Genomic DNA, 13890 nt, shown 5'->3' with positions numbered 1-13890 from the left:
CTCAGCGGCCGGCAGGGGCCTCCCCCGTTCCGCGCGCTGTCTCCCATCCGGACTTTCTGGGGGCGGACGAGCCGCACCCCAACCGTCGGCCCCGGATTCTCACCAGGTCCACCGTCCGGCCGAAGCCGTCCGGGTCGCGGGCTTACCACGGTCGGACCGTGGATCACCGCCGGTTCGGAATTTCACCGAGCCCCGCCAGCGCGTGGTGGGTACACGGGAAGTCTTACACGTTCCGCCCCGGCGCGCGCCACAGAGGCGAGCTACCTCACAGGACCGCCTCAGGTGACGCCGCGCCGGCGGTCGACCGCCACGTACGAGCCGGGCTGGCTCTTGGCCACCGTCTTCATCTCCGAGGCCACCGCGATCGCCTCCAGCGGGTCGGTGAACCGCTTGCCGGAGTCGGACAGCGACACGCCGATGGAGAGCGTGACGAGCGCGGCGCGGCGGATGTTGCCGCGCCGGTCCTTGAGCTCGACGAAGCCGCGTTCCCGGTCGGTCGCGTCGTAGAGCGCGTCGGCGGCCTTCTCGAAGTCGACGACGGCCCGGCTGGTCAGCGGCCGGACCTGGCTGGGCGCGCAGACGATGACGAAGTCGTCGCCGCCGACGTGGCCGAGGAACGCCGGGGGCAGCCCGATCGACACCACCGCCCGGTGCAGGCTGCGGGCCAGCGCCGAGATGAACTCGTCGCCGCGCACGAAGCCGTACCGGTCGTTGACGCTCTTGAACCGGTCGATGTCGATGTACCCGACGGCGTAGTCGACGCCGTTGCGGACCCGGTCGCTGATCTCCCGCCGGATCCGGCTGTTGCCGGGCAGCCCGGTCAGCGGCGAGACCTCCCGGAACTCCTTGTTGCGCCGCAGCGTGGAGTTGACCCGGGCCACCAGTTCCAGCGTGTCGAACGGCTTGACCAGGTAGTCGTCCGCGCCGACGCTGAGCCCGTTGACCTTGTCCTGGGTCATCCCCTTCGCGGTCAACATGATCACCGGCAGGGCCGAGGTCATCGGGTCGGCGCGCAGCCGCCGGGTCAGCTCCAGCCCGTCGATGCGGGGCATCATCAGGTCGACCACCGCGAGGTCGGGTCGCTGCCGCTCGATGACCTCCAGCGCCTCCTGGCCGTCGGCGGCGTGCAGCACCTCGAAGCCGTGCAGGCGCAGGTTGAACTCGACGAAGCGGGCGATGTCCTCGTCGTCGTCGACGACGAGGATCACGTCGGGTCGCTCGCCGGCCGGGTCCATCTCAGGCCCCGGTCATCGCGCGTTCCGCCAGGCCCCGCAGGCGGCGTACCGCCTCCGCGGGATCGTCGGCGCCGTAGACGGCGGTGCCCGCGACGAACGCGTCGGCGCCGGCCGCGGCGGCCTGCTCGATGGTGTCCGCGGCGATGCCGCCGTCGACCTCGATGCGCAGCTCCAGGTGCCCGCTGTCGACGTGCCGGCGGGCCGCGCGCACCTTGTCGAGCAGCTGCGGCAGGAAACGCTGGCCGCCGAAGCCGGCCTTGATCGTCATGATCAGCAGCGTGTCGAAGCTCGGCAGCAGCTCCAGGTACGGCTCGATCGGGGTGTCCCGGTCGATCGCCAGCCCCGCCTTCGCCCCGGCCGAGCGCAGATCCTTCGCCAGTGCCACCGGGTCGTCGCACGCCTCGGCGTGGAACGTGACGTTGTACGCCCCGGCGTCGGCGTACCCGGGTGCCCAGCGGCGCGGGTCGGTGATCATCAGGTGCACGTCGAACGGGATGCCGGTGACGGCGCGCAGGCTCTGCACCACCGGCAGCCCGATGGTCAGGTTGGGCACGAAGTGGTTGTCCATGACGTCCACGTGCAGCCAGTCGGCGGCGGACTCCACGGCACGGACCTCGTCGGCGAGGCGGGCGAAATCGGCGGCCAGGATGCTCGGCGCGACGATCGGCGGCGGTACGGTCACCGGGCCAGTGTACGAACGCGGTGATCCGGAGGTCACGGCACGCCCGCCGGAGTGACAGGTGGTGATGCCCATTCACCGACGGTGCACCATCTGCCCGCCCCGGAAGAAAATCGGCACGAATAGTCGCCGGTGACTGGCCGATCGATTGAAAGATGACGAAACTCCTACAGGGACGGTCACGTATGCTGCACCCCCGGCGCGGGGGACGCCGGTCGGGGCTGTGGCGACCGGCTGTCATCTCTCCCGGAAGGGGCGGACGATGCGACGGTGGCTCCACGTGCTCGCGCTGACCGGCGCCGTGACCGCGGTGCTCGCCGGATGCGCGCAGACGCACCGGGCCGACGGCGACCTGATCGACGACTGGGCGGCGCTGCCGGCGCCGCAACTGTTCGTCCCGGCGACCGAGGCGTGCCTGCCCCGGCTGAGCACAGTGGTGGCCGCCGCCACCTACGAGACGGTGAACTGCGCGGGCAGCCACCTGGCCGAGGCCGTGCACGTCGGCCGGTTCAGCGGGCCGGCCGCGCAGGGCGTACGCCCGGAACCCGGCTCACCGGCGCTGCGGACCGCGCGCGCCGAGTGCGACCAGCGGGCCCGCGAGATGATCGGCGGGGACTGGCACGCCGCCCGGCTGACGCTGAACATCGCGCTGCCCACCGTCACCGCCTGGACGTCCGGCGCCCGCTGGTACCGCTGCGACCTGGCCGAGACCGACAGCATCGACAACACCCGCCCGGTCAACCGGGTCGGCAGCCTGCGCGGCGCGCTCGTCGGGGACAACCCGCTGGTGCACAGGTGCTTCGACCCGAAGCTGATCGGCCAGAACCTCAACTACATGGCCCCGGTGCTGTGCACCGAACCGCACCGGGCCGAGTTCGTCGGCGTGTACGAGGAACGCGACATGAGCTGGGCGGAGTTCACCCGGGGCGCCCCCGCCACGCACCGGCGCTGCATGACGCTCATCGCCGCGTTCGCCGAGGTGCCGGACAATGCCGAGCTGCCGTACCGGGCCGGATCCATCTTCTACCCGCCGTCGCAGCGCGAGTGGGAGGAGGGCGACCGGGGCGTGCGCTGTTTCCTGTGGAGTGACGACCGCAAGCTGAACCGCTCGGTGCGCGGCGCCGGACCCGAGGGACTCCCGGTCACCTGAGCGGCTGCCGTATGCTGCACCGCCGAGGCGTACCGGTCGGCCGGGCGGCGCCGGATACGCGGGGGAGGTCGGTCGGGATGCGGCGACGGCGGGTGGCGGTCATCGTGGGCGCGGCGCTGGCGCTGGCGCTCGGCAGCTGTGCCGCGCCGGCCGGAGTGGACCGGGATCTGGTCGACGACTGGCCCGCGCTCGCCGCGCCGGTCGGTTTCGTGCCCGCGGCGGGGGCCTGTCATCCCACTGTCGCCGACGTCGGCTACCTCAGCGGTTACCAGCCGGTCGACTGCGCCACCCCGCACCGCACCGAGACGCTGCACGTGGGCACGACGACCGGCGCGGAGGCGGAGCGTTCCGCGCCGCCGCGTACCGGCTCGGCCGGGATGCGCGCCGCGCACGCCGACTGCGCCCGGCAGGTCACCCGGGCCGTCGGCGCGGACTGGCGCAGCGGGCGGCTGCGCCTGGCGGTGGTGTTCCCCTCGGCGCTCGCGTGGTCCGGCGGGGCCCGCTGGTACCGCTGCGACGTCGCCGAGATCACCGATCTGGACGAGGGCGCCGTGACCCAACGCACCGGCAGCCTGCGGGGCGCGTTGAAGCCCGGCTCGAAGCTCGCGCTCGGCTGTTACAACCCGAAACTGAGCAAGGACGAGGTGCAGTCGATGCGGCCGGTGGCCTGCACCACCCGGCACCACGCCGAGTTCGTCGGCGTCTACCAGGCGCCGGACATCAGCTACGCGGAGTTCGAGCGCACGCCGCTGCGCACGCACAAGGCCTGCCGGGCTCTGATCGCCAAGTACGCGAAGCTGCCGAACGACGGCAACATGCAGTACCGGGCCGGCACCATCATCTACCACCCCTTCGAGGAGCAGTGGCGCGACGGCGACCGGGGCGTGCAGTGCTTTCTGTGGCTCTCCGAACGTTCGCTGACCCGGTCGGTCAAGGGCGCGGGCGCCAAGGCGCTGCCGATCACCTGAGACCCGGGCGGGGCGGGCCGGCGCCCACCCCGCCCGGGACCGCTCAGCCGACCTGCAGCGTCACGTCGTCCACGACGAAGCTGGTCTGCAGCGAGGAGTCCTCGACCCCGGTCCACCTCAGGGTGACCGTCTGACCGGCGTACGCGGCCAGGTTGAAGGTGCGCTGGGTGTAGCCGGTGGCCTTGTTCAGGTTCGAGTACGTGGCCAGCGTGGTCGAGCCGACCTGCACGGTGAGCTTGTCGTACGCGATCGAGCTGGTCGTCTCGGCCGTGTCGATGTGCAGCCAGAACGAGAACGTGTAGTTGGCGCAACCGGCCGGCAGCGTGACCGACTGGGACAGCGTGTCGGTGTGCGAGGTGCCGTACCCGTTCAGCCACGCCTTGTACGACCCGGTGCGGGCCGCCTGGCTGGAGCTGTTGGTGATCACGCCGGAGCTGGCCGTCCACGGCGTGGTGCCGGACTCGAAGCTGCTGTTGCCGATGAGCTGGCCGCCGGTGCACCCGCCGCTCCCGCCGGTCACGGTGAGCGTGTAGCTGGCGGTGCGGGTGGCCGAGCCGGTGCCGGTCACGGTGAGCGTGAACGTGCCGGTGGTGGCCGACGACGAGGCGGTGACCGTCATGGTGGCCGAGCCGCCCGAGGTGACCGACGACGGGCTGAAGCTCACCGAGACGCCGCTCGGCGCGCCACTGGCGGACAGCGCCACGGTCTGCGCGCTGCCGGCGGTGGTGGCGGTGCTGACGGTGGCGGTGGTGGAGCCGCCCCGGGCGACGCTGCCGGAGGTTGGGCTCACCGAGACGGAGAAGTCGTTGGACGGCGTGCCGCCGCCGACCGCGAGCTGCCAGATCGCGTACGCGACGCCGTCCGCGGACCGGTTGAGGATGGTCGTGTTGATGTTGCTGCTGTTGTCGCAGGAGCGGTGGTAGCACCCGTCGTACGCCGCACCGGCGGTGCCGCCCCACTTGCCGGCCTGCGCCGAGCTCTTGGTGTAGCTGGCGCCCGCCGCGTAGCCGGAGGTCTGGATGCCGACGTTGGCGAACGAGTAGTCGTCCGAGCGGCCCTGACCCTCGGTGTTCTCCTCCGGCGAGATGCCGAGCGAGTCCCAGTACGCCTTCAGCGGCGCCGCGGTGGCCGAGGTGATCCGGTTGATGAAGTAGCCGCCGTTGGGCGACCCCACCATGTCGAAGTTGTAGTAGCCCTTGATGTAGCCGCGCTGGGTGGAGCTGAGCTGGTTGACGTAGTACTTGGAGCCCTGGAGGCCCTGTTCCTCGCCGTTCCACCAGGCGAACCGGACCCGCTTGGTCATGGTCGGGTTCTGCGCGGCCAGCACCAGCGCGTTCTCCAGCAGCACCGACGAACCGGAGGCGTTGTCGTTGATGCCGGGGCCGGCGGCGACGCCGTCCAGGTGCGCGCCGAACATGACGACCTGGTCGGAGGGGCCCTGCGGCCACTCGGCGATCAGGTTGTTGCCCCGGTAGGTGCAGGTGGTGCAGTTCTGCTCGGTGACCGTGTAGCCGGCGGCCTGGAGCCTGCTCTTGACGTAGTTGACCGACGCCGTGTAGCCGGCCGAGCCGGAACGCCGGTTGCCGCCGTTGCTGCTGGCGATGGAGCTGAACTGGGTGAGGTGGGCCTGGATGTTGCTCAGGGAGACGTCCGGGGCGGCGAGCGCGGCGACGGCCGGGGCGGGGGCCGGGGCGGCGGAGGCGGTGCCGGCCAGGCTCGCCGTCGTCAGTGTGGCGACGAGGGCGAGCGCGAGGCTCGTGGTCGGCGTTCTGCGTCTCATGGAGACTCCTCGTGGGGGTTCGGCGGGCGGGGTGCCGGGACCGGTGATCGGAACAGTTACATGTATCGATCGATCAGTCAACGGGCTGTCACATCCCGCCGGCCCCCTCCCACCACCGGGATGCCGCGCACGCTCCATCCCTCCCCATTCCTCCGCACGACGAGCGAGGAGTTCGTGTCCGGGCACGACGGCCCCGGGGACACGAACTCCTTGCTCGACTGCGAGGGAGGTGGGTCAGACCCGGCGGAGGACCGCCAGGAACATGGCGTCGGTGCCGTGGCGGTGCGGCCACAGCTGCACCGTGGGGCCGTCGCCCAGGCCCGGCATGCCGGCCGGCAGCAGCGGACGCGCGTCGACGAAGTCGACCCCGAAGCCGCACCGCCGGGCCGCCTCGGTCACCGTCACGTGCGTCTCCACCACGTGCGGCGAGCACGTCACGTACGCGACCAGGCCGCCCGGCCGGGCCGCCCGCAACGCGGCGGTGAGCAGTTCGCGCTGCAACCGGGTCAGCGGCGGCAGGTCCGACGGCTGGCGGCGCCACCGCGACTCCGGGCGGCGGCGCAACGCGCCCAGCCCGGTGCACGGCGCGTCCACGAGCACCCGGTCGAAGTGCTCCTCCGGCAGCTTCGGGTCGCTGCCTACGCTGCGCCCGTCGGTGTGCAGCACCGTGACCGGCAGCCCACGGGTGGCCTGTTCGACCAGCCGCGCCCGGTGCTCGGCCACCTCGACCGCCGTCAGCCGCGCGCCACGGGTCGCCGCGAGCGCACCGAGCAGGCCGGACTTGCCGCCCGGACCGGCGCACAGGTCCAGCCACCGGCCGTCCGGGCCGTCCAGCGGCGCCGCCGCCAGCGCGTCCGCCACCAGCTGGGAGCCTTCGTCCTGCACGTGCGCGCGGCCCTCGGCGACCGCCGCCAGGTCACCCGGCGCGCCGCCGGGCAGGTACACCGCGTACGGCGAGAACGCACCGGGTGCGCCGCCCACCTCGTCGGCGAGCGCCACCGGATCGGCCAGGTCCGGCCGGGCGCACAGGTGCACCGGCGGGCGCTCGTTGTCCTCGATGAGCAGCCGGGTCGTCTCGCCCATGTCGCCGCCGAGCGCCTCGGCGAACGACCGCACGATCCACTGCGGATGGCTGTACGCCAGCGCGAGGTGCCCGATCGGGTCGGTCTCCTGTCCCGGGGCGAGCTTGGCCACCCAGGCGTCGGCGTCCCGGCTGGTGATCTCCCGCAGCACCGCGTTGGCGAACCCGGTGGCGCCCGGCCCCACGGACCGGACCAGGTCCACGGTGGACGACACCGCGGCGTGCGCGGGCACCCGGGTGTGCAGGATCTGGTATGCCCCCAGCCGTAGCGCGTCGCGCACCGGCGGGTCGATGCGCTGCACGTCCCGCCCGGCCGCGTCGGTGACGATCGCGTCGAGCGTGCCGGTGTGCCGCAGCGTGCCGTAGGTCAGCTCGGTGGCGAACGCGGCGTCCCGGCCGGTCAGCCCGGCCTCGCGCAGCATCGCCGGGAGCACCAGGTTGGCGTAGGCGTCGTCGCGGTGCACCGCCGCGATCGCCTCGTACGCGATCTGCCGGGGCAGGTCGACTGCCGGACGGGCCGGACGCCCGCCCCGCCGATCCCCACCGAACCGGTCCCCGCCGCGCCGGTCGCCGCCGGGCCGATCCCCGCCGCGCCGGTCGCCGCGCTCACGGTCACCGCCGAACCGGTCGCCGGCCCGCCGATCCGCCGCGGGCCGGTCGGCACGCTGCCGGTCGCCGCGCCGGCGGTCGCCGAACCGGTCGTCGCCCCGCCGCTCGCCGCCGGGCCGGTCGCCGTGCTCACGCGCGTACCCCCCGGGACGCTCGCCCTCGGCGGGCCGGTCCGGGCGCGACGGCCCCGTCACGCGAACACCTCGCCGGCGGTGACCCGGGCGCCGCGCGCCCAGTCGCCGGCGGGCATGGCCTTCTTGCCGGCGGCGCGTACCTCGCCGAGGCGCACCGGCGTGGTGGCGGTGCCGACGAGCACGCCCGACTTCTCCACGTGCAGCTCCCCCGGCTTCAGCTCCGGGCCGTCGCCCACCGGCGTGACCGGGCCGAGCTTGACCCGGTCGTCGCGGAACGTGGTCCACGGGCCGGGCGCGGGCGTGCAGGCGCGGATGCGCCGGTCCACCGCGAACGCAGGGTCGCCCCAGCGGATCCGGGCGTCCTCCACGGTCAGCTTCGGGGCGAGCGAGACGCCGTCGGCGGGCTGCGGCACGGCGCGGGCGGTACCGGCGCCGATCGCGTCGAGCACGGCGACCAGCAGCCCGGCACCGGACTGCGCGAGCCGTTCCAGCAAATCGCCGGAGGTGTCGGCGGGGCGGATCTCGTCGGTGACGGTGCCGTAGACCGGGCCGGTGTCCAGCCCTTCCTCCAGCTCGAAGACGCTCGCCCCGGTCAGCTCGTCGCCGTGCAGCACGGCGTGCTGCACCGGCGCGGCGCCGCGCCAGGCGGGCAGCAGCGAGAAGTGCAGGTTGATCCAGCCGTGCCGGGGGATCTCCAGCGCCACCGGCGGCACCAGCGCGCCGTAGGCGACCACCGGTACGCAGTCCGGCGCCAGCTCGCGCAGCCGGTCGAGGAACTCCGGCTCGCGCGGACGGGCCGGGGTGAGCACCTCGACGCCGTGCGCGTCGGCCCACGCGCCGACCGGCGAGCGGGCCAGTCCCCGGCCCCGCCCGGCTGGGGCGTCGGGCCGGGTGACCACGGCGAGCAGCTCGTGCCCGGAGGCGGCGATCGCGTCCAGGGCCGGTACGGCGACCGCGGGGGTGCCGGCGAAGACCAGGCGCATCCGGGTCACCGCCCCAGGCCGAACGGGTTGCCGACGGCGTGCGGACTGAGCTTGACGGTGGGCGGCGCGGCCTGGTCGTACCACTCGGCCTGGCGGATCGCCTTCATGGCCTCCTTGCGGCCGGCCGGGTCGAGCCGGTCGACGAAGAGGACCCCGTCGAGGTGGTCGGTCTCGTGCTGCACGCAGCGGGCCATCAGGCCGGTGCCGACGATCTGCAACGGGTCGCCGTAGCCGTTGAAGCCCTTGGCGATCACGTTCTGCCGGCGCTTGGTGTCGAAGTAGAGCCCGGGGATGGACAGGCAGCCCTCCGGGCCGTCCTGTTCCTCGGAGTCGGGGAACTCCAGCACCGGGTTGACCAGGTGGCCGAGGACGTCGTCGACGTCGAAGGTGAACACCCGCAGGCCCACCCCGAGCTGGGGCGCGGCCAGGCCGGCGCCGCTCTGCTCGCGCATCGTGTCGGTCAGGTCGGCGATCAGCTTGCGCAGCTCGACGTCGAAGTCGACGACCGGGTCGGCCGGCGTGCGCAGCACCGGATCGCCGAACAGACGGATGGGCTGGACGGTCACTCGGCGTGGCTCCTTGTCTGGGTCGAACGATGCCCGTCCAGTCTACGGAGTCGGCCCGGCCGCCCCGGGTCGCGTACCGGGAACGGTGACCGGGGCCGCCTCCCGCCCCACCCGCACCGGCAGCGTGGCGTGACCACGCAGGGTGAGCCGGACCCGCCGCTCCGGCCGGCCCGCCACCGCCAGCCCGGGCACCCGGCGCAGCAGCAGCGGGAACGCCACCTGGGCCTCCAGCCGGGCCAGCGCCGCGCCGAGGCAGTAGTGCGGCCCGGCGCCGAAGGACAGCGGCGCGATCTGCGCCCGCCACGGGTCGAAGCGGGCCGGATCGGGATAGCGGCGCGGATCGCGGTTGGCCGCGCCGAGCAGCACGATGACCCAGCTCTCCGGCGGCAGGTCGACGTCGCCGTACCGGGACGGCGCGGTGCTCATCCGCGAGGTGAGCTGCACCGGCGAGTCGTAACGCAGCAGCTCGTCGACGTACGCGGGCGCGAAGTCCTCCCGCTCGCGCAGCGCCGCCGCGGCGCGCGGATGGTCCAGCAGCGCCACCAGTCCGTTGCCGAGCAGGTTGGTGGTGGTCTCGAAGCCGGCCACCAGCAGCACGATCAGGTTGGCCAGCAGCTCGTCGCCGGAGAGCCGGTCGCCGCCGTCGTGGGCCTGGACCAGCGCGGTGGTGAGGTCGTCGGCCGGGGCCCGGCGGCGGGCCGCCACCAGCTCGGTGAAGTAGCTCCGCAGCTCGGCCGCGCCCCGGTCGGCCACCGCCAGCTCGTCGGCGGTGATCTCCGGTTCGAGCACGCCGGTCAGGTCGGTGGCCCAGCGCCGGAACAGCGGCCGGTCCGCTGCCGGCACGCCGAGCAGCGCGCAGATCACGCCGACCGGCAGGGGGTACGCGAACGCGGCCATGAAGTCGACCGGCCCGTCGGCGGCGAGCATCCCGTCGACCAGCTCGTCGGCCTGCGCCCGCACCACGTCCCGCATGGCGGCGATCCGGCGCGGGGTGAACGCGCCGGCGGCCAGCCGCCGCATCCGGCTGTGGTCGGGCGGGTTGGTGCGCAGCATCGACCGGGAGATCGACAGCGCCGCCGGGCTCTCCCGCCAGCCGGGCATGAACTGGTCGCGCAACGCGTCGTCCATCACGCCGAACCGGGCGTCGCGCAGGATCGCGTCGGCCTCGGCGTAGCCGGTGACCACGTAGAAGACCGGCCCGGCCTGGACCACCGGGCCGTGCGCGCGCAGCCGCTCGTAGGTCGGATAGGGGTCGAGGCGACCCTCGGGGGACATCAGCAGCGCGAGCGCGTCGGCAGGGTCCACGATTCCGCCTCCCCAGGCATCGGAGACCCTCATCATGCTCCGTGCCGCCCGATCGGGGTCAACCCGTGACGGCGAGGCGGCGGTCAGACGCCGGCGCCCGGCTCCCCGGCGAGCACCGGACCACCACCGAGCAGCGCGTGCTCCGGCAGCGGCATCGTGATGCCGTGCGCGTCCTCCCAGTCGTGGATCAGCCCCGGGCGGGCCTGCGCGGTGAAGAAGTCGAGCGCGCTGATCCCGCCGACCACCGGTTCCTCCACCTCGGCGACCAGCCGGGCCGGGACCATCGGCAGCCCGGCGCGCACCGCCGCGCTGAGCCGCCGGTGCCCGTCCACGACGAAGAAGTACTCGCCGGTGTAGCCGATGCTCAGCGGCTCCGGCTCCTCGCCGCTACCGGCCGCCCCGGCGGCGGCGTCGGAGTCCCACAGGCCGCGCAGCGCCGACACGTCCTCCGTCGGGTACACCCGGTTCGGGTCGAGCAGCAGCAACGGCTGGCCGGCGCGCAGCACGTCCGCGCCGAGGCGACCCTCGTAGACGTCGATGACGTGCGCGATGACCTGCTCCGGGTTGGCCCGGGTGGTGTCGCAGACCAGGTCGTAGTTGCGCAGGCGGGCCTTGTCCACGCCGTACCGGACGATGAACCGGCCGCGCTCGCTCTCGCTGCGTTCGCGCAGCTTGGCCCGCGCCTCCTCCAGCGAGGTGTAGCTCTCGGCCGGGCCGGACGGGCGGGCCAGCACGCGCCGGGCCGCCTCGGTCGGCTCGGTGATCATGTGCACCTTGAGCGCGTCGGTGAAGAAGTGCCAGGCCAGGCGGGAGTCCATGACCAGGGACTCACCCGAGGCGGCGATGTCGCGCTGGAGCTGGTCGACGTACCCGTCGACGGCCTGGTCCAGCTCGGCGTGCAGGTTGAGCTGGAGGGCGGTCATCTGCCGCTCCTGGGCCATCTGGCGGTAGAGGTCACCGACGCTGACCCGGCGCAGCCCGAGCCGCTTGGCGATCTCGACCGAGACGGTGCTCTTGCCACTGCCGAGGTCACCGTTGAAGACGATCGACTGACGAACGGTCACGACTGGTCCATCCCTGCTCACCGGCTGACTGACGACATCGAATCCGTGTCGGCCCGACGTGCTCTGGCACCCGCCGCGCCGCGTCCCGCGCGGGGAAACCGCGCGGCTGGGCATGACGGGCGATGCTATCACCGCCCGCTACTCGACTGCCGGACCAGGTGTGCGTCAAACCCCAGCTCACGACCGTGTGCGAGGGCCCGCGTGCGCAGTGTCACGCGGCTGCCTCCGATCAGAACAGGGTGAGCGGATCGACCTGGAGGCGTACCGGGTCGACCGCCTTGCGGGCGCTGCGCTGCCCGGCGGCGGCGTGCAGCGCCTCGGCCATCGCGGCGGCCCGGGACCGGGGCACGCGAACCAGCATCCGCTCCCGGCCCTCGTCGGCCGGCACCGGGCCGAGCACCTCGGCGTCGCCCGGCAGCCGGGCGCCGGCGAGCAGGTCGGCCACCGCCTCGGACGCGCCGGTGACGCTCGCCATCCGCACCGCCGGCGGGAAGCCCAGCTCCCGCCGCTCGGCCAGTTCCCGGGCGGCGAACCAGGCGGAGTCCCACCGCAGCAACGCCTGTACCGGGGCCAGCGCGCCGTCGGCGACCACCACCACCCGGCCGCCGGCCGTACCCGGCCGGGCCAGCGCGGCGGCGGCCGTCCACCGCCGCAGCGCCTCCTCGCCGGCCCGCAGGTCGGCCCGGGTCAGCAGCGCCCACGAGTCGAGCAGCAGCACCGCGCCGTAGCCGCCGTCGGCGACCGGCTCGGCGCCCGGGGTGGCGATCACCAGCCCGGCCCCGCCCGGCACGGTCGCGAGCACCTCCTCCCGCCCGGACGTGCGCACCGGCACACCGGGGAACGCGCGGCCCAGTTCCTCGGCGGTCCGCCGGGCGCCGGTCACCGAGGCGCGCAGCCGCCGCCCGCCGCACTCGGGGCAGGCGTACGCGGCGGCCACCCGGCCGCACCAGCGGCAGGCGGGCGTGCCCTGCGCCGACGGCAGCGCGAGCGGCCCGGCGCAGTGCGGGCAGCGGGCCGGGGCGCGGCAGTCGGCGCAGGCCACCGACGGCACGTACCCCCGGCGCGGCACCTGCACCAGCACCGGCAGATCCGCGCGCAGCGCGTCCCGGGCGGTGGTCCAGGCCAGGCTCGGCAGCCGCGCCGAGGCGGCGCCGGGATCGCGGGCCAGTTGCGGGTCGTCGCCGGTGGGCGCCATGGCCGGGGTACGCGCGCGCACCACCGCCCGGTCGGCCACCACCTCGCGCGCCCACCCGGTCTCCACCAGCAGCTGCGCCTCGGCGGTACGCGCGTACCCGCCGACCACCGCCGCGGTGTCGCCGAGCTGCGCCCGGGTGAGCAGCACGTCCCGGGCGTGCGGGTAGGGCGCGCGCGGTTCGGCGTGCAGGTCGTCGCCGTCGTCCCAGATCGCCACCAGGCCGAGCCGCCGCACCGGGGCGAACATCGCCGCCCGGGTGCCGATCACCACCTCCGCGTCTCCGGTCAGGGCGGTGAGGAAGTTCCGGTATCGGCGGGCCGGGCCGTCGGCGGCGGTGAGCCGGACGTGCCGTCCCGCGCCGAGCACTGCGGTCAGGGCGGCGTCGAGGCGGTCCAGGTCACGGGCGTCGGCCACCACGACCAGGGCGCCCCGGCCGCCGGCCACGGTGGCGGCGACCGCGTCGGCGTACCGGTCGGCCCAGTCCTCCCCGGGCAGCGCCGACCAGACCGCGCGGGCGGATCGGCCGTCGGTGAGCGCGCGCAGCAGCGCCGGCCCGGCCGGGTAGTCCCGCCAGCCGCGCGGATCCACCTCCGCCGGGCCGCCCGCCCGACCGCCCGACCGGGCGTCCGCGTCGGCGGCCTCGGACGGTACGCCCGCGGGCGCGGTGCCGGCGGCGGAGGTGGAGCTGCCGACGGGCGCGGTGCCGGCGACGGGTTCGGTGCCGTCGGCGGAGTTGCCGTCGGCCGCGGGCGCGTCGGTGGCGGTGACGGCCTTCTCGGCACGGGCGTGCCGGGGCGGCACCGCCAGCCGGAGCACGTCGGCGAGGCTGCCGGCGTACCTGTCGGCGACCGCGCGGGCCAGCCGGGCCACCTCCGGGGAGAGCACCGGCACCGGGGAGACGACCTTCTCCAGGTACGCGAGCTTCGGGTGCTCGGACGCCTCGGCGCGCTCCAGCAGCCAGCCGTCGACGAGCTGCCCGGCGAACCGCACCTTCACCCGCACGCCGGGCCGGGCGTCGGCGTCGAGCGCCTCCGGCACCAGGTAGTCGAACGGGCGGTCCAGGTGGGGCAGCGGCACGTCCACGCAGACGCGCGCGACCGGCGACCCCTGCGCGGGTCGCCGGTCGCGGCGCGTGGTGGTG

The 13890-nt window shown here is 74.4% G+C and carries 11 protein-coding genes and 1 riboswitch; of the genes, 2 read left to right on the top strand and 9 right to left on the bottom strand.

The features are described from left to right. Positions 1-31 precede the first annotated feature (31 nt). Positions 32-204, bottom strand: a riboswitch (FMN riboswitch). Between the two features lie 74 nt (positions 205-278). Both KSK32_RS23315 and rpe read right to left on the bottom strand, forming a co-directional pair. Then, positions 279-1235, bottom strand: coding sequence for a response regulator (locus tag KSK32_RS23315; RefSeq protein WP_013285530.1), 957 nt, complete (start codon positions 1233-1235; stop codon positions 279-281). A 1-nt stretch (position 1236) separates the two neighbouring features. Next, positions 1237-1917 (bottom strand): ribulose-phosphate 3-epimerase, encoded by a 681-nt coding sequence (rpe, locus tag KSK32_RS23310; RefSeq protein ID WP_030502483.1) that lies wholly within the window; start codon positions 1915-1917, stop codon positions 1237-1239. 259 nt (positions 1918-2176) lie between these two features. On the opposite strand from rpe, the gene KSK32_RS23305 reads away from it, so the two are divergent. Next, positions 2177-3064 (top strand): septum formation family protein, encoded by an 888-nt coding sequence (locus KSK32_RS23305; RefSeq protein WP_216933123.1) that lies wholly within the window; start codon positions 2177-2179, stop codon positions 3062-3064. A gap of 77 nt (positions 3065-3141) precedes the next feature. Next, positions 3142-4032: a septum formation family protein gene (locus tag KSK32_RS23300; protein ID WP_216933122.1), complete on the top strand. Its 891-nt coding sequence runs from the start codon at positions 3142-3144 to the stop codon at positions 4030-4032. A 43-nt stretch (positions 4033-4075) separates the two neighbouring features. Here the strand turns inward: KSK32_RS23300 and KSK32_RS23295 are convergent, their stop codons facing one another. The 7 genes from KSK32_RS23295 to KSK32_RS23265 all read right to left on the bottom strand — a co-directional run bounded on the left by KSK32_RS23295 (position 4076) and on the right by KSK32_RS23265 (position 13832). Next, positions 4076-5812: a M28 family peptidase gene (locus tag KSK32_RS23295; protein ID WP_216933121.1), complete on the bottom strand. Its 1737-nt coding sequence runs from the start codon at positions 5810-5812 to the stop codon at positions 4076-4078. Positions 5813-6046: 234 nt separating this feature from the next. Continuing rightward, positions 6047-7696, bottom strand: a complete 1650-nt coding sequence (locus tag KSK32_RS23290; protein ID WP_216933120.1) for an RsmB/NOP family class I SAM-dependent RNA methyltransferase — start codon at positions 7694-7696, stop codon at positions 6047-6049. Then, entirely contained in the window at positions 7693-8619 is a 927-nt protein-coding gene (fmt, locus tag KSK32_RS23285) for a methionyl-tRNA formyltransferase (protein ID WP_216927940.1), read from the bottom strand. The genes KSK32_RS23290 and fmt overlap by 4 nt, the downstream gene beginning before the upstream one ends. A gap of 5 nt (positions 8620-8624) precedes the next feature. Continuing rightward, positions 8625-9185, bottom strand: coding sequence for a peptide deformylase (def, locus tag KSK32_RS23280; protein ID WP_216933119.1), 561 nt, complete (start codon positions 9183-9185; stop codon positions 8625-8627). A 42-nt stretch (positions 9186-9227) separates the two neighbouring features. After that, a complete protein-coding gene (locus KSK32_RS23275) occupies positions 9228-10490 on the bottom strand; it encodes a cytochrome P450 (RefSeq protein WP_216933118.1) in 1263 nt (420 codons plus the stop codon). Between the two features lie 83 nt (positions 10491-10573). Then, positions 10574-11554 (bottom strand): AAA family ATPase, encoded by a 981-nt coding sequence (locus KSK32_RS23270; RefSeq protein ID WP_216933117.1) that lies wholly within the window; start codon positions 11552-11554, stop codon positions 10574-10576. Between the two features lie 229 nt (positions 11555-11783). After that, the gene (locus KSK32_RS23265) at positions 11784-13832 is read right to left on the bottom strand and encodes a primosomal protein N' (RefSeq protein ID WP_216933116.1); all 2049 of its coding nucleotides are present in this window, start codon (positions 13830-13832) and stop codon (positions 11784-11786) included. Between the last annotated feature and the right edge of the window lie 58 nt (positions 13833-13890).

Source organism: Micromonospora sp. WMMB482 (assembly GCF_019038635.1).
Lineage (GTDB): Bacteria > Actinomycetota > Actinomycetes > Mycobacteriales > Micromonosporaceae > Micromonospora > Micromonospora marina.
This window is presented reverse-complemented; position numbering and strand designations above follow the sequence as displayed.